General features: G+C 45.6%; 26 protein-coding genes. 23 read left to right on the top strand and 3 right to left on the bottom strand.

Going from position 1 to position 23,415, the window contains the following annotated elements:
* Positions 1-209: 209 nt before the first annotated feature.
* The gene (locus tag AAEO50_RS13065) at positions 210-509 is read right to left on the bottom strand and encodes a hypothetical protein (RefSeq protein WP_341984311.1); all 300 of its coding nucleotides are present in this window, start codon (positions 507-509) and stop codon (positions 210-212) included.
* A 276-nt stretch (positions 510-785) separates the two neighbouring features.
* Here AAEO50_RS13065 and AAEO50_RS13060 point away from each other — a divergent pair, with 276 nt between their 5' ends.
* The 10 genes from AAEO50_RS13060 (at position 786) to AAEO50_RS13015 (ending at position 7,334) form a co-directional block, all read left to right on the top strand.
* Positions 786-1,439: a 2OG-Fe(II) oxygenase gene (locus AAEO50_RS13060; protein ID WP_341984309.1), complete on the top strand. Its 654-nt coding sequence runs from the start codon at positions 786-788 to the stop codon at positions 1,437-1,439.
* Between the two features lie 158 nt (positions 1,440-1,597).
* On the top strand, positions 1,598-1,960 hold the full coding sequence (locus AAEO50_RS13055) for a DUF4259 domain-containing protein (protein WP_341984307.1): 363 nt from the start codon (positions 1,598-1,600) through the stop codon (positions 1,958-1,960).
* Positions 1,961-2,074: 114 nt separating this feature from the next.
* Positions 2,075-2,599: an SRPBCC family protein gene (locus AAEO50_RS13050; protein WP_341984305.1), complete on the top strand. Its 525-nt coding sequence runs from the start codon at positions 2,075-2,077 to the stop codon at positions 2,597-2,599.
* A 108-nt stretch (positions 2,600-2,707) separates the two neighbouring features.
* The gene (locus AAEO50_RS13045; protein ID WP_341984301.1) at positions 2,708-3,553 is read left to right on the top strand and encodes a protein phosphatase 2C domain-containing protein; all 846 of its coding nucleotides are present in this window, start codon (positions 2,708-2,710) and stop codon (positions 3,551-3,553) included.
* A gap of 31 nt (positions 3,554-3,584) precedes the next feature.
* On the top strand, positions 3,585-3,782 hold the full coding sequence (locus AAEO50_RS13040; protein WP_341984299.1) for a hypothetical protein: 198 nt from the start codon (positions 3,585-3,587) through the stop codon (positions 3,780-3,782).
* Between the two features lie 135 nt (positions 3,783-3,917).
* Positions 3,918-4,349 (top strand): YybH family protein, encoded by a 432-nt coding sequence (locus AAEO50_RS13035; protein WP_341984297.1) that lies wholly within the window; start codon positions 3,918-3,920, stop codon positions 4,347-4,349.
* 21 nt (positions 4,350-4,370) lie between these two features.
* Complete coding sequence (locus AAEO50_RS13030) at positions 4,371-4,661, top strand: hypothetical protein (RefSeq protein WP_341984295.1); 291 nt, start codon at positions 4,371-4,373, stop codon at positions 4,659-4,661.
* Positions 4,662-4,669: 8 nt separating this feature from the next.
* Entirely contained in the window at positions 4,670-5,035 is a 366-nt protein-coding gene (locus tag AAEO50_RS13025) for an HAD-IA family hydrolase (protein ID WP_341984293.1), read from the top strand.
* A gap of 179 nt (positions 5,036-5,214) precedes the next feature.
* A complete protein-coding gene (locus tag AAEO50_RS13020) occupies positions 5,215-5,988 on the top strand; it encodes a Cof-type HAD-IIB family hydrolase (protein ID WP_341984291.1) in 774 nt (257 codons plus the stop codon).
* A gap of 176 nt (positions 5,989-6,164) precedes the next feature.
* Entirely contained in the window at positions 6,165-7,334 is a 1,170-nt protein-coding gene (locus AAEO50_RS13015) for an N-acetylmuramoyl-L-alanine amidase (RefSeq protein WP_341984289.1), read from the top strand.
* Between the two features lie 220 nt (positions 7,335-7,554).
* Here the strand turns inward: AAEO50_RS13015 and AAEO50_RS13010 are convergent, their stop codons facing one another.
* On the bottom strand, positions 7,555-8,559 hold the full coding sequence (locus AAEO50_RS13010) for a sporulation protein (RefSeq protein WP_341984287.1): 1,005 nt from the start codon (positions 8,557-8,559) through the stop codon (positions 7,555-7,557).
* 52 nt (positions 8,560-8,611) lie between these two features.
* Here AAEO50_RS13010 and AAEO50_RS13005 point away from each other — a divergent pair, with 52 nt between their 5' ends.
* The 12 genes from AAEO50_RS13005 (at position 8,612) to AAEO50_RS12950 (ending at position 21,415) form a co-directional block, all read left to right on the top strand.
* Entirely contained in the window at positions 8,612-8,842 is a 231-nt protein-coding gene (locus AAEO50_RS13005; protein ID WP_341984285.1) for an aspartyl-phosphate phosphatase Spo0E family protein, read from the top strand.
* Between the two features lie 94 nt (positions 8,843-8,936).
* Positions 8,937-9,089, top strand: a complete 153-nt coding sequence (locus tag AAEO50_RS13000; protein WP_341984283.1) for a hypothetical protein — start codon at positions 8,937-8,939, stop codon at positions 9,087-9,089.
* Between the two features lie 262 nt (positions 9,090-9,351).
* Positions 9,352-9,561: a FadR/GntR family transcriptional regulator gene (locus AAEO50_RS12995; protein WP_341984281.1), complete on the top strand. Its 210-nt coding sequence runs from the start codon at positions 9,352-9,354 to the stop codon at positions 9,559-9,561.
* Between the two features lie 9 nt (positions 9,562-9,570).
* Positions 9,571-10,044, top strand: coding sequence for a FadR/GntR family transcriptional regulator (locus AAEO50_RS12990; RefSeq protein ID WP_341984279.1), 474 nt, complete (start codon positions 9,571-9,573; stop codon positions 10,042-10,044).
* A gap of 65 nt (positions 10,045-10,109) precedes the next feature.
* A complete protein-coding gene (locus AAEO50_RS12985; protein ID WP_341984277.1) occupies positions 10,110-11,417 on the top strand; it encodes an FAD-binding oxidoreductase in 1,308 nt (435 codons plus the stop codon).
* Positions 11,418-12,770 (top strand): (Fe-S)-binding protein, encoded by a 1,353-nt coding sequence (locus AAEO50_RS12980; protein WP_341984275.1) that lies wholly within the window; start codon positions 11,418-11,420, stop codon positions 12,768-12,770.
* Positions 12,770-14,236, top strand: coding sequence for an FAD-linked oxidase C-terminal domain-containing protein (locus AAEO50_RS12975; protein ID WP_341984272.1), 1,467 nt, complete (start codon positions 12,770-12,772; stop codon positions 14,234-14,236). Before AAEO50_RS12980 ends, AAEO50_RS12975 begins: the two co-directional genes overlap by 1 nt.
* Positions 14,237-14,521: 285 nt before the next feature.
* Positions 14,522-16,702 carry a malate synthase G gene (locus tag AAEO50_RS12970; RefSeq protein WP_341984268.1) on the top strand — a complete coding sequence of 727 codons (2,181 nt, stop codon included), beginning with the start codon at positions 14,522-14,524 and terminating at the stop codon, positions 16,700-16,702.
* A gap of 162 nt (positions 16,703-16,864) precedes the next feature.
* On the top strand, positions 16,865-17,644 hold the full coding sequence (locus AAEO50_RS12965; RefSeq protein ID WP_341984267.1) for a fumarylacetoacetate hydrolase family protein: 780 nt from the start codon (positions 16,865-16,867) through the stop codon (positions 17,642-17,644).
* Positions 17,645-17,705: 61 nt separating this feature from the next.
* On the top strand, positions 17,706-18,479 hold the full coding sequence (locus AAEO50_RS12960; protein ID WP_341984323.1) for an IclR family transcriptional regulator: 774 nt from the start codon (positions 17,706-17,708) through the stop codon (positions 18,477-18,479).
* 235 nt (positions 18,480-18,714) lie between these two features.
* Positions 18,715-20,508, top strand: coding sequence for an L-lactate permease (locus AAEO50_RS12955; protein ID WP_341984265.1), 1,794 nt, complete (start codon positions 18,715-18,717; stop codon positions 20,506-20,508).
* Between the two features lie 259 nt (positions 20,509-20,767).
* Positions 20,768-21,415, top strand: a complete 648-nt coding sequence (locus AAEO50_RS12950; protein WP_341984263.1) for a pentapeptide repeat-containing protein — start codon at positions 20,768-20,770, stop codon at positions 21,413-21,415.
* A 135-nt stretch (positions 21,416-21,550) separates the two neighbouring features.
* On the opposite strand, the gene AAEO50_RS12945 is transcribed toward AAEO50_RS12950, so the two are convergent.
* On the bottom strand, positions 21,551-22,417 hold the full coding sequence (locus AAEO50_RS12945; RefSeq protein ID WP_341984261.1) for a YitT family protein: 867 nt from the start codon (positions 22,415-22,417) through the stop codon (positions 21,551-21,553).
* Between the two features lie 192 nt (positions 22,418-22,609).
* Between AAEO50_RS12945 and thiM the strand changes: the two genes are divergently transcribed.
* Complete coding sequence (thiM, locus tag AAEO50_RS12940) at positions 22,610-23,404, top strand: hydroxyethylthiazole kinase (RefSeq protein ID WP_341984258.1); 795 nt, start codon at positions 22,610-22,612, stop codon at positions 23,402-23,404.
* Positions 23,405-23,415 lie beyond the last annotated feature (11 nt).

The raw sequence follows: 23,415 nt of genomic DNA, 5'->3' as shown, positions 1-23,415 counted from the left end.
TGAGCCTCCTCGGCTTTGCCTGCGGGGTCTCACATAAGCTACTCTTCCCGCAGGAGTCTTCGTCTTGCACTCCAATCAACCGCTGGAAAGAGCTAAAATCCAGATGAACATTTGTAAAATTAAAAAACCGAACTAATTTGCCTCCTAAAATGCAAATTAGTTCGGTTTTCACATAGACTAAAACACTTTTGCCCCAGCCTCATTCGCTATTATACTTCTGGTGCGACAGCACGCCATCCATGTGCATGAAGGTTTTCCAAGTAGGTTTCAATCGGGATATCCTGGACCTCGATCGCCAACGGGGATAAAGAAACCCAGCATTCACCCTCCGCATAATTCAAGGTGACTTTCACCACTTCATAGCCGTTGTGGAAGTCTGGATGGAACCCGGGATCATCTAGGATGTCGCCTATTACCGGGCGTATGGTAGATTCAAACGTCTTTATCATCGCCGCACTATTTTCCGGCTCGTCTATTGATGACACAAAGATCATTAAGTGAATGTTCAATTCTCTCCACCCTCCTATTCTTATAAAAACCATTGTAACAAGTTTATTAGAAAATATGTCATAAACAGTGCGAAAAAACGCTTCTGTTTTTCTTACGCACGGTGTAAAATAAATACAAAATATGAATGATTAGTACATCTAGGGGGAAACCGGAAAACTTCATAAGAATGTGTCTTTGCTGGTATTGCTGCCGTTTATACTGCCTGCCGGATGCGACGTTCTCGTTGAATATTCGGAATATTATATCAATTAGAAGAGGTTGAGGAAAAGTTGACAATGGAAACGAATGAAGTGGCTGTTAAGGAACAAAGTATTTTCCATCACACTGGGAATAAAATTAAAACGGAAGATAGAGAGATTCAGATTATTGCCAGAATCGAAGAACCGTGCATCGCCGTTTTGGCAGGTGTGCTGAGTGATGAAGAATGCGACGCGCTAATTCAGCTGTCGAAGGACCGCATGAACCGTTCGAAAATCGGCAGCACCCGTAACGTGGATGAACTCAGAACAAGCAGCAGCATGTTCTTTGAAGAAGCTGAAAACGACGTGGTCGCGAAGGTAGAAAAAAGGGTGTCGCAAATCATGAACATCCCCGTTGAACACGGTGAAGGACTGCAAGTCCTGAACTACAAAATCGGTCAGGAATACAAGGCACACTTTGACTTCTTCCGATCGGCATCACACAAACCGGTAAACAACCCGAGGATCAGCACACTTGTCATGTACCTCAATGACGTGGAAACAGGCGGAGAAACCTACTTCCCCAAACTGAACTTCTCGGTCTCTCCCCAAAAAGGCATGGCCGTATACTTCGAATACTTTTACGACAACCAGGAACTTAACGAACTGACATTACACGGCGGTGCCCCCGTCAAAGCTGGAGACAAATGGGCTGCGACGCAGTGGATGAGAAGAAAGGTTTATAGATAACTCGAAAAGGTGGATACCTGCGATCCACAGGAACGGTGTAGTATTGGTTTTCGCAAGTTTTCTGTTGCTTGCCAGAGGAATTGGCGGGTAATGAGTTATGAAATTCGAACCCAGGGAAAGGAAACTTGTTCCATTAAATAATGAAGGAGGAGAAAATCGTGGGGGCTTGGAATACAGGGATCTTTGATGACGATACAACGTGTGATGTGAGAGATGATTTTATTGATTACTTGGAAGAGGGAAAATCATCGGAAGAGGCGACAAATCTGATCCTGGAAGAATATTTGGAAGAATTTGATGTCGATGAGGATCTGGAGGTCATCTCACTGGTGTATATAGCCCTTGCTGCTATTCAAATCGAGAAAGACTGTCTTCAGGAACAAATTAGGAAACGGGCTGTCGAACTAATTGATAAAGGGGCGGACCTTGAACTCTGGGAAGAGGCTGATGAAAAGGATTTTGAAAATCGGAAGAAAGTGCTTAGTGAGTTTAAGCAAAAGCTGTTGTATGGCGGCATGTAACATATACTAGATTTTTTTTTGCTACTAATAACTTATTGTCTTTCCCCTCCTCTTTTGAAATAATTGGTACTGATAGAATTTTGAATTATTAAAAATCTCTGGAGGGGATTCGACATGTTCGGATTCAATGAAGCGAATGGGTTAAATACGAATGTGGATGGCAGGGATTTGATCATCGAGCGGATTCTACATGCACCACGGCACCTTGTCTTTGAAGCATTTTCCGACTCAGGACAGCTGGCAGACTGGTGGGGGCCAAGAGGGTGGAAGACCGAAAATCGGGAGTTCACGTTCGAACCGAATGGAGTATGGATTTACGGAATGCGGTGCAACGATCAGAAACAGGCGGATTTTTACGGTATGGAGTCATGGGGTAAGGCCGTCTTTCGTGAAATTGTCGCTCCTGAAAAAATCGTGTACGTTGATTCGTTTTCAGATGAGGAAGGCAATGAGGTTGAGAATATGCCTGAGATGCTTATCACACTGACATTTGTCGACCAAGGAGATCAAACGAAACTGATCATGCGCAATCAATTCGCGTCCGTCGAGAAGCTCCAGCAAGTCTTGGACATGGGTGTGGTCGAAGGTGTCGCCTCCCAAATGGACTGCCTCGATGACCACCTGGAAGAGAAAAAATAAGTCTGAACAGAGGAGTTGTCAAGATACAGCTCCTTTTTTTGCTGGGACATTGGGACAGGAAACTTGTTTCGATAGAGGAAGAATTTTTATAAAGAAAGCGGGGATAGCGTGAAAATCAACCACATAACCAACAAAGGTGATGGACGGCTGAACGAGGATGCGCTGATCATCAATGAACGCCAATCCATATACGGGGTCGCTGACGGAGTGTCATCCCTGGTCCCTTTTACATCAGAAGAGAACCTTACAGGAGGATTCATCGCGTCAAATACGGCCAAGGAATATTTGGAGTCGCTCCTGCCGGACGGAGGGGATCTGTTCCTTTACCTTGCACACATAAATATGATCTTACATAAGAAAATGAAAGAATATGAGATTGACCGAAACAGGAAGGAACAGCTCTGGGGAACCGCCATCACAGCGGTACGCATAACGAAAAATGGGATCGAATACATCCAGACTGGGGACTGCATGATTCTGGCAGTCTATCAAAATGATGAAGTAAGGCCATTAACCAGACTGCAGGTCGATCACCTGGAACAGGCTGCGATTGAAACATGGAGGAAGTGCATTCAACGAGGGTTGGAAACAAAAGCGCAGATCATGCCTCATGTGAAGGAACAACTGATCGCCAACAGGCAGAAAAGCAATACAGAGAATGGATACGGTGTCCTCAACGGTGAACCTCGGGCTAGCGGTTATTTCGAATACGGGAAGATTAACAAAGTGGGATTGACTCACCTCATCATGCTGACGGACGGACTATTCCTGCCAGCTGAAACTATTCCGGCGGGAATTTATTATTGGGAATATATCGCAACGAGCATCATTGAAAAAGGGTTGGAGCAATACACGAAGGACTTGCTTGACATCGAAGAATCAGATCCTGAGTGCATTATATATCCCAGGTTTAAGACGAGTGATGATAAGGCTGGGATTGTGATTGCTTTTTAGAGAATGAGATGTAGTGTAGGAGGGCGTATTGTTGATGAAAGGGTACATGGTTAATCTGCTGACTCTAGTGATTGTAATCATCTTATATGAGGGAATTTTGAATCTGATTGGATTAAATTATCAATGGTTTAGTAGTGAATTCAACTTCTTGCTTCTTATGATCGATATGGGGATTTTTATTGCATTATTTGTACCAATTTACAGGGTCTTGAGAAAAGTCGTTATTTAAAAAACGGGTGACAGGGACAGAAAAGTAGTCAAGGCGAACTCATTATTGCCGAAGGAAGCCATGGGAACAACCGGATAATGTCCCGCAGAAATCAAATCAATACAAAATAATGAGATAGATTAAGGAGCTGCTAATATGAATTTCATTCAAGTTCAAGACCTGCTCGAAAACTACAAATCTGCTATTTATGAGAAAGATGTTGAAAGATTTGTTTCTGCATATGGAGCTGACATCCATGTGTATGACTGTTGGGATAATTGGGAGTGCAAAGGGATCCCGGCTTGGAAAGAAAATGCGAAAGTGTGGTTTGACGGTCTGAATGCAGAAGGAGTTTCACTCAAGGTCGATTTTGCCGATCTTGAAATCCAGGAAGGTTCTGATCTCGCATTCGCTCATGGTGCTGTCACGTTTGCTGCTTACAATCAATCCGGTGAGAAGCTTCGCCAGATAACGAATCGCTTCACGTTTGGATTGAGAAAAGAACAGGGTTCGTGGATCATCATCCATGAACATTCATCTCTGCCGATCAGTATGGAAAACGGGAAAGGATTATTTGACCTTCGTTAGATGAGTAGAGGAGAGAAATCAATGCAAAAACACACCCTGCTGCTATTCGACCTGGATGAAACGTTGCTTGAGGGCGGGTGGTTCAAAGAGGGCATCATCAAAACCCTCCAGTCCCATCCTTCGACCAGAGACATCGACGCAGAGTTGTTTCTGGAAAAGAAATTAAGAGTCCCTAAGTCACTAGTAACCCAGTTTAAGAACCGGGAACTGACGCCGCACCAATTCAGGAGAGCCAGATGGAAACACGCGTTTTCCTGTTTCAATCTAGACCCGGACATGACCACAATCGATGAAATCAACGAACTTTTTTAACAATTGGCATGGGCTGTATCAAAGAAGATGAGAAGCTCACTTCACTTTTAACCGAACTGCAAAACCATTACCATCTCGAAATCGTGACAAATGCCCTCTACGACCCCATCATGAAGATATTCCACATGAAGCTATCCGATATATTCAAAAAAGAAACCATCTTCCAAGCAGAAGAACTTGGTTTCAGAAAGCCGGATCCGGAAATATACAGAGCAGCATTGATTCACTTCGCTACACCCGTGGAGAAGACCATCTTCATCGGCGATTCCTGGGTCCACGATATTGCCGGTCCAATGGACATGGGCATGGACTCAATCTGGGTGAATTATAGAAAAGTCCAGCCCTCCACAGATCATATAAGCTATTGGCAGTGATATCTGAAATCACTGAGCTGCGGGCAGTGTTGTTAAGCAAATGACTTTGTTAAAGGTTATGTTGATTTCGGTTGGCTCCATAAGAAACCTGCGTGAGAATTGTCCAGATATGGTCACCCGCGGAAAAGCTGCAGCAAGTTGAAAAACGATACGATCAACTAATGATTAGGATGATAAGCATGAACTACAAGATCATATTCTTCGACGTCGATGGTACCATCACCCATCACAAAGACGGCAGCATTTCACAAAAGACAAAAGAAGCAATCAATCTATTGAAAGATAAGGGCTTGATTTTGGTCGCGGCGACAGGGAGACCATTATCGATGTGCAGTGAAATAAGTGAGCTTGGAATAGATACGTTCATCACCGCCAACGGGGCATACGTAAAACACCATCAAGAAGTGATCCATAAAATTACGATGGACAGAAGCATCGTCGAGGAAGTCGTTGAGTTTTCCCATAAAGAAAACCACGGTCTGTCCTTCTATACAGAAGGATTCAGCATGAACGGGGTAAAGGATACCGGTATATTGAAAGCATTGAAAGAAACGTTGTCACTGGATGGATACCCTGAGGTGAATGCACAGATTAGTCAACAAGAAGTATATCTGATGTGTCTGTTTGCGAATGATGAAACAGCAGATAAATACATACGTAAATTTCCCGACCTAACCTTTAAGAGGTGGCACCCCTTCGTATTGAATGTATTAAAAGAAGAAGTATCTAAATCCTTGGCAATTTTAAGAGTCCTGGAATTTTTCAATCTGGATAAGTCTGAGACCATCGCATTTGGTGATGGAGCAAACGACATCGATATGCTAGAGTTGGCAGGGCTGGGTATCGCCATGGGAAATGGGGATGATCAGTTAAAGAAAGCTGCGAATTTTGTAACGAAGAAATCGAGTGAAGATGGGATAGAGTACGCGTTGAAGGAGTTTGGAATTATTTAATCTTGCTAGCGAAAAGCTTTTAACAGGATAGGGGTAAGCACTATGAAGGCAGTACAGGAGTTTACATCCATCTTGTTAGAAATGAAAGAGCTGCTGACCGCAGCTCTTTTTTTTACGCAAACGTGACCTTTTGTACAAACTTTCAGTATGTAATAGATAAAGGGGGGATAAATTGAATGAGGAATGCTGGTGATTATTTAATAGCTTTAGATGATGGTCATGGCTCAAGGACAGCGGGAAAACGGACACCATTTATAGAGTCGTTTGGCAGACAGATCCGGGAGAATGAGTTTAACGAGAAGGTGACCCTTTATTTGAAAGCGGAACTTGAGAGGTGCGGATTCAGGACGATGCTGACTGCACCGACCGACGATGATACTCCGTTGAAGGAGCGGACGGATTTAGCGAATTCGATGGGGGCGGATGCGCTGATTTCGAACCACTTCAATGCGTGGGATGGGAAATTCTACGGCCCTGGAAAAGATCCCGAGGGGCATTCGCTACATATTTATTTTAATGATGTGAATGACAGAAGGCTTGCTGAAAGTATTGCGAAATACCTGAAGCAGGGTACGAAGCAAGTATACAGGGGCATCATTGAGCAGAATCTTCATATGACTAGGGAATTCAATAAAGCTGCAGTTCTTGTGGAGAATGGGTTTATGGATAATGAAAGAGAAGCAATGCTGATGATCAAAGATGAGTTCCAGCGTGAAGCCGCTAAAGAGCAGGCGTGCGGAGTCTGTGACTTCTTCGGTGTTCCTTATGGGGACGCAGGAAACGGTGGGAAAGTTGTTCCGCCTCCTGAGACTGATGTGCACGCTGTGTCGACGCAATCCACGGGGCAGCGTGTGGAGAGTATCTATAGAGGTGTTGAAGGGCTGAACTTTTACAGCCGCCCGACTTTCAATGATGCTTACCGTGCAGGAACATTGAAGTATAAATATGGGTTTCCAACGATTCTTCGAAAATTGAGGGTCGGAGGGGCTTATATGTATGAGGTCAAGAATTCCCGTGGGCACGTGTATTATGTAACGGCAGATCAGCAGTTTGTTTGGGTGGAGGGTCGATTCAGCGGAGAGTCGTCTGCCCCGATGAACCCTGACCCATCATCGGGTCCAGTCGCCATCGGGGAAATCAGGATCTTGGGTGTGGAGAATGCAGCCCTCATACAAGACCGTCCCGACCGGCTGACATCTAAAAACATCGGAACCATTCCGAGGGGCCGGTCGATTCCGGTAACCGGATCAGTTAGAGGGAAGAACAGCAGTTCCGGTTACTGGGAAGTTATTTTCAAAGGAGAAAGAGCCTACGTAACCGGTGAATATGGAAGATACAAAGTATAGTAGTGATTGGGGTCCTTTTCTCTAATGGAATAATCTGTTAAAAAGCTAAATCATTCGTTCCTTCGGCAAGAATATTGTCCGATCTGCAAAATAATGACTGAATCCGGCAAGAAAACCCTCATTTCGGCAAGATTATGTCTAAAATCGGCAAAATAAATTATTGAGGCCCGTCCCAGAGCGCGTTAACGCATTAACGCACGCTGGGACGGGCCTTCAACCGTTATAGGACGTCATCGATGATCTGTTCGAATGTGTCGCTGATCCGGCTTCTGTTAATGAGGATTTGCTGGTTATCTAAAGTGACGCTTCCTCTGTGCTCGTCAAGGTTGAACTTTTCCTTCAGGACTGACATAGAGCCTTTGCTACGCTTATCGATTTCAAAATACACTGTCGTTTCACGGTCGCCTTGAAGAATGTAGACTTCCAGTTCGTCCAGTTTCCGGCTGTATTTTCCGTAGGAGGGGATGAATTCAAATTGCTGAACAAACGGGCGATTCGTTTTGATCCATGAAGGGGTGTCCTGACTTTCCATCTGCTGGAACTTAAACCCGATGACCTTGATTGCATCAATAATGTTCTCGTGAACTGTGGTTGGGTCGACAGAAACAAAATCCTTGTCTTTCGGGTCAAATGCGTTTCTTATATCGATTGCGGTGTCGATCCAAACCGGGGGCACATTTTTCTGCGTTTCGGGGTCAATCATCGTGATCGGAGTATCCAGAGGTACTTGGAATGAGAAAGGAATGGTCTTCCGCTCACCCTTTGAAATCGTGAAAGGCTGGTTCAGCTGCTGGTCTTCGACAGTGGCAGGTGACAATCGGTCGCTGCCTTCATGCCCAACCATCGTCATTAACTTTAGATTGATCGTTTCAATCCTTTGCTCAGTGCTTCCGCCTTTAACCTCTATAATCCCCTCGAGTATTTCTCCCTGCTGGATATAGGCACTCTTCAATTTTGTATCCACAGTGGCGGAACCGATTCCAAAACTGGCAATCACTTTATTGAACATTGACATGAACTCATCCCCCTTCTTTGTATCACCATCGTAGCATAAATCTTGAGCATGATAGTAGTATTTAATGGATGAAGGGATGGAACTTTGACTATAAGTAAATAGTTTCAGTAGTTTTGAATATTTCACTTGTCGCATCTTTTTAATCAACAGGGTGACCTTATGACCCTGCTGAAACAGCATGTCGAAAACGGTGGGATTTTGTAGAATCATGACTTGTTTTATCGAAAGGCTTTAAAGGAGGAGGAAATAAACGATATATTGGGTGAATCGTCAAAGCTTAATTGAACAGGGAGAGAACAAAGCAATGAACATGAGCACTGAACAACCCATCATAAAAGAAATAAGTTTCCTCAAGGATAAAATGATCGATGCCGGACTGTCTAAAGGATTGTCGCATCCTGAGACGGTGAGTTTCAGTGAAAAACTGGACAAGTTAATTCTTAAGGTGCAGCATACCGGAATGAAAATTGACATGAATAATAGTAGAATTTAAAAGTATTTCAAAAATATAGTTTACGGTTTCCTGTATAGGGTATACCTCTAATGAATGCAAAGGGGGTATCTTTATTTTATGCGAAACATATCGGATGGCGGGAACATGTAGCAGGACTGAAGAAAAAGTCAACGTAGAAATTTCCGTAGCAAAAAGGAGCGAGGATTCATCAGAAGAGGTCATCGCTACCTGCACAGGTATAAGCGATGATTGTTATGACTGTCCATTTTTACTATTAAATGAGTAAGAAAATTTATAGACTAACTTTTGATAAATATGAAACAAGTATCCAGTGTTGAACGAATATGTTTGACACTTTTTTATTTTAGGAGGGGTTCTTCTTTAGGGGTGGGAGCTTTAAATTAGGTCCATCGGATTATTATTTTTTTGAATTTTAGACAAATTCAAAAAACTTATTGAAATTTCAATATTTTGGTGTTTAAATAGAGTCATACTTATCAGATATGTGACAACTTGTGAAGAAGACTTTGTAATAAGGTGGTGAGAGTGTGGCAGCAGGAAAGATTTCAACTAAGAAAGTTTCCGACTTTGTGGAGGAACAGATTGAAGGGATGATCCAGTCGGGGATGTTTAAAGCAGGCGAGAAGCTTCCATCTGTACGTGAGCTTTGCGAGATGTACGAAGTGGGGAGATCCGCTGTTCGGGATGCAATGACGACCCTCAAGGGGAAGGGCATCCTGCAGGTGAAGCAAGGTTAGGGCGCCTATGTGTGTGCGTTTGATTCCAAAAACTTATTTGCCTCTCAGTTAATGCTTCCGGACACGAAGGATATCAGGGAACTGTTTCAAGTAAGAAAATTGCTGGAGCCGGGGCTGGCAGAAATTGCAGCAGAAAAGAGAACTGAAGAGGACGTCGTGAGGCTAGAGAACCTGCTTACCAAAGAATCCGTGAACAAGTGGGAAGCCGATTACCAGTTTCATATGAAGATTGCCAGCATTACCGGAAATGGGATAGTCGTACGATTAATAGAGTTCATTTCAGCTGCGACGAGGAAAGCGATGATTGATGTTCATCAGCACATCCAAACCCAGGAATCGATCTCGAACTTCCTTAATGAGCAGCATGTCCAGATTTTCAAATCGATCCAATCGAATGAGTCAAATAAAGCCAAGGAAAACATGATTCTTCATTTAGACTATGTTGAAAAGGTATTAGTTAATAACGTACTTATCCATACATAAGACGTTTCTTTTTTAATCATTTTTCAGAAACGGTGTTTCTTAATACGAAACAAGGGGTGTTTAATATGCTGGCAGAACTTGTGACAGAGTTGAAAAATACAGTGCCCGAGGATCGGATAAAAGAGGGGAAGCTTGACAGATTCGGGAATGGCGGAAGTCTCATCGTATATCCAACGTCAGAGGAAGAAATTGCTTCGATTTTAAAATATGCAAACGAAAATGGGAAGAAAGTAAACGTAGAAGGGGGAGGAACAAAAAAGGGGTACGGAGGTCTTGTTGAATCCGCGGACTTTATTCTTTCATTGGCACAGTATAAAGGCGTGGTGGAGCACGCAACAGGTGATCTGACGATAACCGTTAAAGCGGGCACGACCTTCAACGAGCTTCAAACCTATTTGTCTGAACATGGACAGAAGATTGCACTTGATCCGGGCTTGACTGATGAGGCAACAATCGGTGGTATCATTGCCGCAAATGAAAGCGGTCCCAAAAGACTCGGCTATGGTTCAGCACGGGATAATGTCATTGGGCTCCGAATTGTCTACCCGGACGGAACCATCATCCGTTCAGGCGGTAAGGTTGTGAAAAATGTGGCAGGGTACGACATGAACAAGTTGTTCATCGGCTCCATGGGGACATTGGGCGTACTCACTGAAGTGACACTTAAACTGCGTCCGATCTCAAAGTGTGAAAGCCTGGTGCTTGTATCTTTTCCGGCAGATAAGGCGGAGCGCATACGCTCATTTGTCGTCGAAATCCTCGATTCAACACTCGAACCGACTTCAGTTGAGCTCCTGAACCCTGCGCTTGCTGAGAAATTGACAGGTGTAAAGCAGTTTACAGTCACAATGAGCTTTGAGGATGTGGAAAGCTCGGTCCTTTATCAGGAAGAAATAGCAGCAAAATTGAAGCCGGAGGGCAGTGAGTTCTCCATTTATAAGGAGAGTGAAGCCCGGCAGTTTTGGAGGGATTTTTCAAATCTGGGGGCAGCTCGCAATCCAGATAGCGAAGTAAGTGCCATTTTGAAAATTGGTGTCGTCAATCTCGACGTCCTCCACGTTTTGAAAGAAGGGGAATTACTCGCAGACAGGCATCGAGTCCGGATAGATGCGCACGGCGGGTTTGGCCACGGATTATGCTCCATGCATATGACAGGAGATGGAGAGAATGTACTCTCAGCCATTAATGAACTAAGAGCTACAGTCACCAAACGCGGCGGGTACGTCGTTGTCAAAAGCCTGCCATTTGTTCATCGTCAAAGGATCAAAGTATGGGGAGACAACCCTTCATATTTCTTTTTACTCCAAGGCATTAAAGCAAAAGTAGACCCGAATTCAGTATTGAACCACAAACGATTTGTAGGAGGGATATAGGTGAGTGTAAAAGAGCTTACGAAAACGCCGCCCTGCTCAGACACAAGCTTAAGCAACTATCTATGGAGTGACAAACCTGACGAAAACAAATGGGCCGATTGTGTTCACTGCGGAATGTGCCTGGAATCATGCCCGACGTATGAATTGACGGGGCAGGAACAACATTCCCCCCGTGGCCGAGTCCATTTGATTAAGTCAGTTGCGGAAGGAAAGCTTGAAGTGAATGAGCAATTCATGGACCCCGTGTACGCTTGTCTCGATTGCCGTGCCTGCACGACCGCATGCCCTGCCGATGTAGATGTTGGGGGATTGATTGAAGAAGCTCGCGGACAGATACGCCAAGCCATGCCTTTGAAGGGCTGGAAAGGGATGATCAGCAAGACATTCCTCGAAGGGTTGTTCCCTCATCCGAACCGGTTAAATACACTCGGAGGAATGCTGAAATTTTACCAGAAGAGCGGCGTACAGACGCTTGTAAGGAAGACCGGCCTAATCAATGTGATGCCAAAGCATCTTGTCGAAATGGAAGCAATCATGCCTGAGATCAAACAATCCGTCCGGAAAAAATATAAGAATGAAGAAATCATCAAAGCAAAAGGGGAAACGAAGCACGAAGTTTCCATGCTGACGGGCTGTGTGATGGATGTGATGTTCGGGGAAATCAATGACGCGACGATCAATGTCCTGACGAGAAACGGGAACGATGTCGTCATTCCGAAGAATCAAACATGCTGCGGTGCACTGCATGTCCACTCCGGTGACCGTGAAATGGGACGCAAGCTTGCGAAGCAGAATATCGAAGCGTTCAAGGATTCCGAAAAGGTCATCGTAAACGCTGCTGGCTGCGGCTGTATGATGAAGGATTACCCTGAATTGTTCCATGAGGATCCCGAATGGAGAGCGAAAGCAGAGGAATTCTCCGATAAAGTCGACGACATCTCGAAATACCTCTATGACACTGGCTATGAAAAGCCCAAGGCGGAGGTGAACACAAGGATTACGTATCACGATGCCTGCCACTTGGCGCATGGGCAAGGCGTGCGTGAGGAGCCGCGAGATCTACTGCTCAATATCCCTGGGGTCGAAATGGTTCATATGACGGATTCGGACCGCTGCTGCGGAAGTGCAGGAATCTATAATATCACGAATCCTGAAATGGCCGGAGCCGTCTTGGAAAGCAAAATGCAGAATGTCCCTGATGATGTCGAAATGATCTCGATGGGGAATCCTGGCTGCATGCTGCAAATGGCAATGGGCGTACAGAAATACGGCAAGAACCAAAGGGTCGTTCATACCGTCCAGCTCCTTGACTGGGCATATCAAAAAGAGAATCAGCAGAAGGAGGGAGAATGATGGGGACGAAAAAACTGAAAACGAAGGATCCGCATATCAAAGCTCTTGCCCGTCTAGTTAGCGGTCCCAACGGTATTCTATATCACAAAGAGGACCTGATCGCCTATGACTGCGACGGTTTCACCCTTCATAAGCATCTGCCCAAAGCGGTCGTGTTTCCAAAAGACACGGATGAGGTTGCCGGGCTTGTGAAATACTGCTCGGACCACGGGCTGCCTTTTTTGGCAAGGGGGGCAGGGACTGGTCTTTCCGGCGGTGCGATTCCCATTAATGGAGAAGTTATCATCAGCCTGGTACGAATGAAAAAGCTCTTGAGTGTCGATCTGGAAAATCGCCGCGCAGTCGTCCAGCCGGGTTTCGTAAATCTAAAGCTGACAAACTCTATTTCAGATAAGGGCTATTACTACGCACCCGATCCTTCCAGTCAATATTGTTGTACGATCGGGGGAAATGTGGCGGAGAATGCGGGCGGTGCCCACTGTTTAAAATACGGCGTCACCACCAACCACATTCTCGGATTGGAGGTTGTGCTTCCGGGCGGGGACATCATTGAAATCGGTCATAACGGTATTCCTGATGTACCTGGCTATGACTTACTTGGCCTGCTGACAGGATCAGAGGGGACGCTCGGCATCGTGACGAAAATCACTGTGCGCATATTAAAGAGTCCTGAAGCGAAACAGACGGTGCTGGCTTATTTCGACCGTGTGGAAGATGGCAGTCAGGCCGTTTCAGATATCATCTCAAAAGGAATCGTCCCTGCAGCCCTTGAAATGATGGACAAAATCGCCATTGAAGGAGTCGAGGCAGCCGCCTTCCCTGTGGGACATCCTAAGGATATCGAAGCCCTCCTGCTGATCGAAGTGGATGGGATATCGGCAGGCATTGATGAGCAGATCCATCAAATTTTAGAAGTGTGCCGAACGAGAAATGTCCGGGAAGTGAAAGTGGCCCAGGATGAGCTTGAAAGAGGCAGATGGTGGGCCAACCGGAAAACAGGATTCGGCGCTATGGGTGCCATTTCACCAGATTATCTTGTACAGGACGGTGTCATACCGCGAAGCAGACTGCCGGAGGTGCTGAAGAAAATCAACGGAATCAGTGAAAAATACGGCCTTCGGATCGCAAACATTTTCCACGCCGGAGATGGAAACCTTCATCCGCTAGTCCTGTTCGATGCGAGGATCAAGGGTGAAACGGATAAAGCGTTAAAAGCAGGAAGCGAATGTTTGAAGGCATGCGCCGATGCAGGCGGCTCAATCACCGGCGAGCATGGCGTAGGAATTGAAAAGAAAGAAGAAATGCGATTTGTTTTCAACGATGATGAAATCATCGCCCAAAGCAACATCAGGGAAGTCTTCAATTCTCATAATCTACTCAATGCCGGCAAGCTGTTCCCGAGCCCCGGACGCTGTGTGGAAATTAAGAGAGAATTGAAAGCCCAGCAAGAAGCGGTTGGCTCATAGATTTAACGGGTTAGAGGCAGGACTTACAAAAAGAATGAAGAAAGTGTTGCGAAAGAAGCCGCTCCATATTCCCGAATAACTTAATGAAAATGCGGAATTATTAGAAAATTAATTGAATGACGCGAATGAACATGGTATCATTTTCTTAACAAATACGAAACGGTGTTTCATAATAAGAAACATCTGGCAGTTTTGACTCTTTGTGTTGTTTAAAGCGAAGTCTTGCAAGGGAATCAACAACCGGGATACAAAGCCAAAGCAAAATTAAATAGGAGGAATCGAATAATGAGTAATTATGTTAATGCAGGATCCTTGAAGGTAGATCAGCTGTTATATGAGTTTATTAATTCCGAAGTTCTTCCGGGAACTGGGCTGGAGAGTGAAAATTTCTGGTCGGGGTTTGGTGTACTTGTACAGGATTTGACACCGAAAAACAAAGAGCTGTTAGCACGCCGTGATGAAATTCAGGAAAAGCTCAACAATTGGCATAACGAAAATGAAGAATTTGATTTTACTAGTTATAAAGCGTTTCTGGAAGAGCTGGGTTACCTTGAGCCAGAAACAGAAAATTTCAGCGTAACGACTGAAAATGTCGATGACGAAGTGGCCTTGCAGGCTGGTCCGCAGCTGGTCGTTCCCGTGAATAATGCACGTTACGCCATCAACGCTGCTAATGCAAGGTGGGGAAGTCTGTACGATGCGTTATATGGAACTGATGCAATTAGTGAAGATGATGGCGCCGGCCGTCAAGGTGCTTATAATCCTGTCCGCGGCGAGAAGGTCATCGATTTCGGCAGAAACTTCTTGGATCAGGCTGTACCGCTAAAAGACGCTTCACATAAAGAGGCCTTGAAGTATGAAGTCGTTGACGGCAAATTAGCCGTGACGCTTTCAAACGGAAAATCGGCAGGGTTGGCAGAAGAATCTAAGTTTGCCGGCTATAAGGGGGACGCATCAAACCCTTCAGCCGTCCTGTTGAAAAATAACCGTCTTCACATAGAGATCCAATTTGACGGGAAGCATCCGATCGGAGCGTCAGATGATGCAAATGTAAAAGACATCGTACTCGAATCAGCTGTCACGACGATCATGGACTGCGAAGATTCGGTAGCTGCAGTCGACGCTGAGGACAAAGTGCTTGTCTACAGGAATTGGCTGGGCCTGATGAAAGGTGATTTGGCGGCCGTTTTTGAAAAAGCAGGCAAGACGACTACACGGACGTTGAATTCCGACCGGGCATACACTGCTCCTTCGGGAGAAGAACTTACATTATCCGGCCGTTCCCTGATGTTCGTCAGAAATGTCGGCCACCTCATGACCAACAGTGCGGTCTTGGATCAGGACGGTGAAGAGGTGCATGAAGGTATCCTTGATACAGTGATTACGAGCTTAATAGCCAAGCACACCCTTCGCGGAACGGGAAGCTATCAAAATACGTGCAAGGGTTCTGTTTACATCGTTAAGCCGAAAATGCATGGATCTGAAGAAGTGGCATTCGCCAATGAATTGTTCAACCGCGTTGAAAATCTTCTTGATTTAGACAGAAATACACTAAAAATCGGTGTCATGGATGAAGAACGCCGAACCACGCTTAATTTAAAGAACTGCATAAGCAAGGTGAAGGAACGAATCGTATTTATCAACACTGGATTCCTCGATCGTACGGGTGATGAAATGCATACATCCATGGAAGCTGGCCCTATGATCAGAAAGAATGATATGAAAGCAACGAAATGGCTCCAGGGCTATGAAAAATCAAACGTACAGGTCGGGCTCTCTGCTGGCTTCCAAGGGCGCGCTCAAATCGGTAAAGGGATGTGGGCAATGCCGGACATGATGGCAGATATGATGCAGCAAAAAATCGGTCATCTCAATGCTGGCGCCAATACGGCATGGGTGCCTTCGCCGACTGCTGCGACGCTTCACGCCCTCCATTATCATGAAGTTTTTGTACCGTCTGTCCAAGATAAGATGTCTGAAACTGCTGTGGACGTCCGTGATGATATCTTAACGATTCCTGTAGCAGAGACTCCTTCGTGGTCAGCTGAAGAAATCCAGCAGGAGCTCGATAATAATGCGCAGGGGATCTTAGGCTATGTCGTCCGCTGGGTAGAACAGGGAGTGGGCTGCTCGAAGGTGCCAGATATCAACAATGTGGGTTTGATGGAGGACCGAGCTACGCTGCGCATCTCCAGTCAGCATATGGCAAATTGGCTCCACCACGGCATTTGTACGCAGGAGCAGGTGATGGAAACCCTGAAACGAATGGCGAAAGTCGTGGATGAGCAGAACGCAGGGGATCCGGAATACAGACCAATGGCAGAAGACTACGATAACTCAATCGCCTTCCAAGCAACCTGCGACTTGATCTTCAAAGGCAATGAACAGCCGAACGGTTACACGGAACCAATTTTACACCGAAGACGAATTGAGGCAAAAGCAAAGTATCCAGTGAATCAAGAATAGGAAAGTGAATGGGGCATTCTGTTTTTGGAATGCCCTGTTCTGTAATATCGGCGTTGGAGATACTTGGATAAAGACAATATGAAGTCATTGCTTCACTTTTCACTCGAAGCACAGTATTGTTCAAAAAAGCAGTCACTCTACTCACAGAAAGGAGAAAACACAATGAAATTCACTCGATTCCAAACAGATAATGAAGTATCTGCCGGAGTACTCGAAGGCAGCAGGGTTAAACAAATCAAGGGGGACATTTTTTCAGATTGGGAATATACGGGCCGCGTCTACGAAACAAATAAGGTGAAGCTCCTCGCACCCCTCGCACCTAATCAGATCATCGGCATCGGAGCCAACTTCGTAACAAAGGCAGATGAACTTCCAGACTCATTACCTGAAATCCCTGTATTTTTCTTCAAGCCGTCATCATCGGTTATTGGACCTGATGAAAACATCATGATCCCGGATGAAATTGATTCTGTGAAATTTGAGTCTGAACTTGCAGTGGTTATCGGAAAGGAAGCAAAGAATGTGTCAGAAGAGGATATCCTCGATTATGTATTTGGCTATACAGTCGGTAACGATGTGACTGCTCCACAATACTTCCATGAGGCTGGACACTGGACGGTCGGGAAGTCGTTCGACACCTTTACACCGTTAGGTCCCGTGATTGAAACAAAACTGGATCCTTTTAACATCAACGTTGAGGCAAGGCTGAATGAAGAGGAGAAGCAAAATAGTCCGACTTCACTGATGATTGTACCAATCCGGGAGATGATTTCATATCTGACAAAGGTGATGACCCTGAAGCCTGGTGATGTAATTTTAACGGGAAGTCCCATAGGCGCTGAAATGGTAGGTGCCGGAGATGTAATCGAATGTGAAATCAAGGAAATCGGCACGCTGAAGAATACATTCGCGGCTGTCGGGGAGGGCGTTGGAGTTTCATAAGCGCTCGTGTTTGTTGTGCTATAATGGAAGGCAAGATGTATTGTCAGCAGAGGTGAAAGTTGTGGAAAGAGAAAATATGGTTAAGTCTGTAAGCCGTGCCCTGGATATCATCCAGTTAATCAGCATGAAAAAGGGCGGCATGGGTGTGACGGAAATTGCGAATCAGATCGACATAAATAAAAGCTCAGTATACCGGATTTTGTCGACCCTCGTTCAGTACGGATTCATAGAACAGGATGAACTGACAGGCCGCTACAAGCTTGGATATAAGTTTCTGGAGATAAGCTCGAAGCTTCTGGAATCGATTGATCTGCGTGAGGAAGCGAAGCCTTTTTTACTAGAGCTTGAAGAAGAGACAAATGAAGTCATCCATCTCGTTGTTTACGATCAGGGCGAAGTGGTGTATATCGAGAAACTTGAAGGCAATGAAGTGCTCAGAATGCATTCAAAGGTTGGGAAAAGGGCCCCTATGCACTGTACGTCTGTGGGGAAAGCAATACTCGCGCATTTACCGGCCAATGATGTCATCGAGATCCTTGATCGCAAGGGGATGCCGATGCATACCGATCAAACGATAACGGATAAAGATCGATTTTTAAAAGAACTGATCGGTGTGAAGCAAAAAGGCTATGCGCTTGATCTCGAGGAGAACGAGTACGGGATTACCTGTATCGCCGCACCAATCTTTGATCATCTGGAGAAGGTCGTGGCTGCCCTCAGTATATCAGGGCCGACGATGCGTATGTCGGGAGAGCGGATGGAAGAATTGAAAATAAGGATCCCGCAAATGGCAAAGCGAATTTCGGCGAGATTGGGACATGTTCATACTAATTAAATCATGTGAGAGAAAGGTTCTGTTTTTCTATTATAGGAAAAACAGAACCTTTTTATTATAATATTATAAATTTTCAAAATAATCATTGAAACAAGCTGGAATGTATGTATAATTTTAGATAGGATTTCGTAATGTTATATAACACAAGATGAAATGGTTATATAACAGTGTTGCTTTTTATGCAGTTTTAAAGAAACGTTGTTTGGTATTACAAAACGGAAAGGGGAAACGTTTCATGAGTACTGGTGTGTTGGCAATTCTATCTCTTTTACCCATCCTGGCAGTAGGTATTTTTCTTGTAGGCCTCAGATGGCCGGCAAGTAAAGCAATGCCCATTTCTTACATAGTCGCAGTCGGGCTTGCGTTATTTGTATGGAAAGTACCGGGAGCCAATGTAGCTGCTGCGTCTGTCAATGGACTGGTGGTGGCAGGTACACTCCTGTTCATTATCTTCGGGGCGATTCTATTATTGAACACGCTGCAGGAGAGCGGCGGAATCAAGACGATCCGTCAAGGCTTCACGGACATTTCGGCAGACAGAAGAATTCAAGTGATCATCGTCGCTTGGCTATTTGGGTCATTCATTGAAGGTTCTGCAGGTTTCGGGACACCTGCAGCAGTGGCAGTACCGCTGCTCGTTGGTCTCGGATTCCCGGCCATGGCTGCCGTAATTGCCGGAATGGTGATTCAAAGTACACCGGTATCCTTTGGGGCCGTGGGTACACCTATATTGGTCGGTGTTCAAACAGGATTGTCCGCTGATGCAGGCATCACTTCCGATCTGCTGGCATTCGTAACGGATATCGGGACAAAGGTAGCGTTATTGCACATGGTTACAGGTACACTCATTCCGTTGTTCGTGGTAGCGTTAATGACAAGGTTTTTCGGGAAAAATAAATCATTCTCGGAAGGAATCAAAGTATGGAAATTCGCATTGTTTGCAGCCTTTTCCATGACGATACCATACCTGATCGTCGCGAATGTGCTCGGGCCGGAATTCCCTTCCATGATCGGCGGCCTGGTCGGTCTGGCAATCGTAATCACAGCAGCGAAAAAAGGATTCCTGATATCGAAGAAGGAAGAAGTATGGGATTTTGAAGAAAAGTCGAAGTGGGATTCAGAGTGGAGCGGAAGTCTTGAAATCAAGGATATCGCCCATAAGAGCGGAAGCATGAGCATGGTCCGCGCATGGACCCCTTATATCCTGGTAGGACTGTTCTTGGTATTGACAAGATTGAAATCGCTTCCATTCCTGGAGTGGCTTCAATCTTGGACGGTCTCGTTCCCAAATCTGTTCGGGACGGATATCAGCTCCAGCTTTCAGCCCCTGTATTTACCGGGCACCATCTTCATCGCCGTGTCGGTCATTACATTCTTCCTTCACGGAATGAATGGAAGCGCATACAAGAGGGCGTGGGCACAATCTGGGAAAACAATGATAGCAGCCTCGACGGCACTTGTCTTCACGGTCCCGATGGTCCAGGTGTTCCTGAACACAGGGGGCGGAGCGGCCGGCTTTGAAAAGATGCCGATCGAACTTGCGAACGGGGTGGCGGCAATCGCAGGTGACTACTGGCCGTTCTTCTCGACATTCATCGGAGGAATCGGTGCATTCATCGCCGGAAGCAACACCGTCAGCAACATGATGTTCTCACTGTTCCAATATGATGTGGGGTCACAAATGGGAGTCGACGCCAGCTGGATCGTGGCCCTGCAGGCAGTCGGCGGAGCAGCCGGGAACATGATCTGCGTCCATAACGTTGTCGCTGCGTCAGCTGTAGTAGGTTTAGTAGGGAAAGAAGGAGCCGTCATCCGGAAAACACTGCTGCCATTTGCGTACTATGCCCTGTTTGCAGGTTCACTCGGATACTCGATCGTCTGGTATTCACAAAAAGGGATATTCAATCTCGGAACATTCATTGCCGCATTGATCGCCATGGCAGCCATCTACGTCATTGCAACCAACAAAAAGCGCACCAGCCTGCTCGTCACGAAGAACATCGGCAGTCCGAAAGTAAAACAGGGATAACACATAACACGTATTTCAGGACAAAATGTATAAAATTCAAACCACCGGCCGGGATGAGGGTCCGGTGGTTTTTTAAAGGAAGGGGGACAAGGGCATACTCCCGACTTTAACGCATTACCGTACCGCGGGACTGTCCCCGAATGAAATCACCCCAATGAGTAGCAGACTCCCTCCCGGATTAAAAGACTTATATTCATTTTTTATATCTACTAAACTTGTAAAGAGGTTCCTGACGAAACATGAAAGGAAGAGATCTACTATGACAAAGACATTTAAAATAGAAAAGCCAAAGATCCATTCGGACTTGCAGCAGGCTCAATTTGAGGATATCTATTTTGATGAAGATCCCATGTTGAGTGATTGCGAGGTCAAGCATGCATTTGTAGAAGGGGAAGAGCTGAACAAGCTGGTGTTATCGAGGGTTTCATTTAAAGGGGTACGGCTTCTGAACTCGTCGTTTAGAAGAGCGGATGTCACCGATGCAGTCTTTGATAATTGCGACTTATCGAACACCCGGTTTGAAGAAGGAATACTACATAGAGTTCATTTCAAGGACTGCAAGCTGCTCGGGCTTGATTTGTCGCAAGCCAATTTAAAAAACGTCACGTTTGATAATTGCATCCTTAACATCAGCAGCTTCATTGATGCGAAATTAAAGCAGGTGCTCTTTGAAAAATCCACTCTGCACACGGCCAATTTCTACGACTGCCGTTTAGAAAAAACAACGTTTGATCAGTGCGACTTGGACGACATTGATTTCACGGTGACGAATCTGAATGGAATCGATATCAGCTCCAGCTTCTTTGAGAGAATCCGTGTAGAAGCAGAAAACCTTAGAGGGTGCATCGTTTCGCCACAGCAGGCGGTTTCGTTTGCATCGGTGTTCGGGTTGAAGGTGAAAGAGTAGCCCCGACATCATCGTATCGAAGAGTCAAGGCCGGTCCCAACATGCATAAACGCGTTAATGCACGCTGGGACGGGCCTTTAAAATACCACCTTCCTTCAGAAAAGGCAGCTCCGCGCAAACGGAGCTGCCTTGTTTTTAATGAGCAGTGCCTCGATCAAAGTTGCTTCCGCTGACGTCCGCGATATTCTCGATGGCGACGAGTGCGTCGGGATCGATTTCGTTCACAATTGAGCGGAGGGTGGATAATTCGATACGGGTAACGATAGTATAGATGATTTTCTTAGGTTCTTTTGAATACACGCCTTGACCTTGAATGTACGTCATTCCGCGGCCTAGTTGTTTCGTGAGTTCCCCTGCGATTTCTTCAGGTACATTTGAAATGATCGTAACGGACTTCAATTCCTCGATTCCTTCAACGACGATATCAATCATTTTAAATGCAATATAATAGGTGATGATCGAGTACATCGCAGTTTCCCAGCTGAAAACAAGAAAAGCGGCAAGAATGAAGATAAATACGTTGATGATCATGATGAACTGTCCGACAGAAACCGGGCGTTTTTTGCTGACAAGGATGGCGATGATCTCACTCCCATCCAAAGCTCCTCCAGTCCGGATCACAAGCCCGACCCCGGTACCCAGTATTACGGCGCCGATGACAGTTGCGAGGAATAAATCGTCCGTTACCGGTTCAAAATGATGCAGATAAGCGGTACTTGCGGATAATACAACGACTCCATATAATGTGTGCCCGGTGAACTTCATGCCAATTTTCTTGTACCCTATGTATAAGAAGGGGAGGTTCAGTAGGATGAGGAAGATACTCATCGTCGTTCCGGTCAATTCCGCTGCAATGATCGATAGCCCGATTACGCCGCCATCCAGGATGTTATTCGGTACAAGGAAAAATTCAAGGCCGGCCGCAGCAATCATTGCTCCGATGGTGATCATAATGATCTGCTTCACTTCATTCACAACGCGTTTCTTTTTTGTTAGCGCCAACTTTATCAAGCCTCTCTCTATGCAATGATACTACTACTATATCATTATCTAAGTGAAAAGGTGAGCAATAGCAATGCCTCCTATTAAATTGAAGTCCACATCTTCGCAGCTTTTTCGCAGATAGGACAGATCATCCGAGTGCATGGTAGAATGATTTTTGTAAAGGTTTCAATCAGAGGGAGGGAATCCACTATGTTTTGTTTGGTGAATGAAGTGAAAGAGAAGAATCCGCTGGTACATAATATCACGAATGTCGTGGTGACGAATTTCACGGCAAACGGGCTGCTTGCAATTGGTGCATCACCGGTGATGGCGTATGCCAAGGAAGAGGTCGCGGACATGGCGAGGATCGCCGGTGCGCTTGTCCTGAATATCGGTACCTTGTCTCATGATGAGGTGGAGACAATGATCATCGCGGGAAAAGCAGCGAATGCACAAGGTGTACCAGTTGTGCTTGATCCCGTGGGTGCGGGGGCAACATCGTTCCGTACGGACATGTCCAAGAAAATTCTTAAGGAAGTAAAGGTTTCAGTTATAAGAGGAAATGCAGCGGAAGTGGCCAATATAGCAGGAAAGAAGTGGGAAATCAGAGGCGTCGATACAGGTTCTGGCAACGGCAGCACGGTTGAGCTAGCTGAGAAAGTGGCGGTACAGTTCGGCAGCACGGTGGTAATCACGGGTGAGATAGACGTAATTTCCAATGGAAAGACGACCAATACGGTTGCCAATGGACATCCCTTATTAACAAAGGTCACCGGTACGGGCTGCCTTCTATCATCTGTCATAGGCGCATTTGCGGCGATTGAAAAGAATCTGGTGAAGGCTGCGACATCAGCGGTATCAGTATATGGCATTGCGGCTGAGAAAGCAGCTGAAACCACAGCTCACAAAGGGCCGGGCAGCTTTCAAATCGATTTCCTTGATCAACTTTCCAAGATTCGAAAAGAAGACGAAGCATTTGCTAAAATAGAGATCATAAAAGAGTAAAGGCGGGGTTG

It is taken from the genome of Rossellomorea oryzaecorticis (assembly GCF_038405515.1).
In the GTDB taxonomy this organism is placed as follows: Bacteria; Bacillota; Bacilli; order Bacillales; family Bacillaceae_B; genus Rossellomorea; species Rossellomorea oryzaecorticis_A.
The sequence above is the reverse complement of the archived record's forward strand: the minus strand, read 5'-3'. Positions and strand labels throughout refer to the sequence as shown.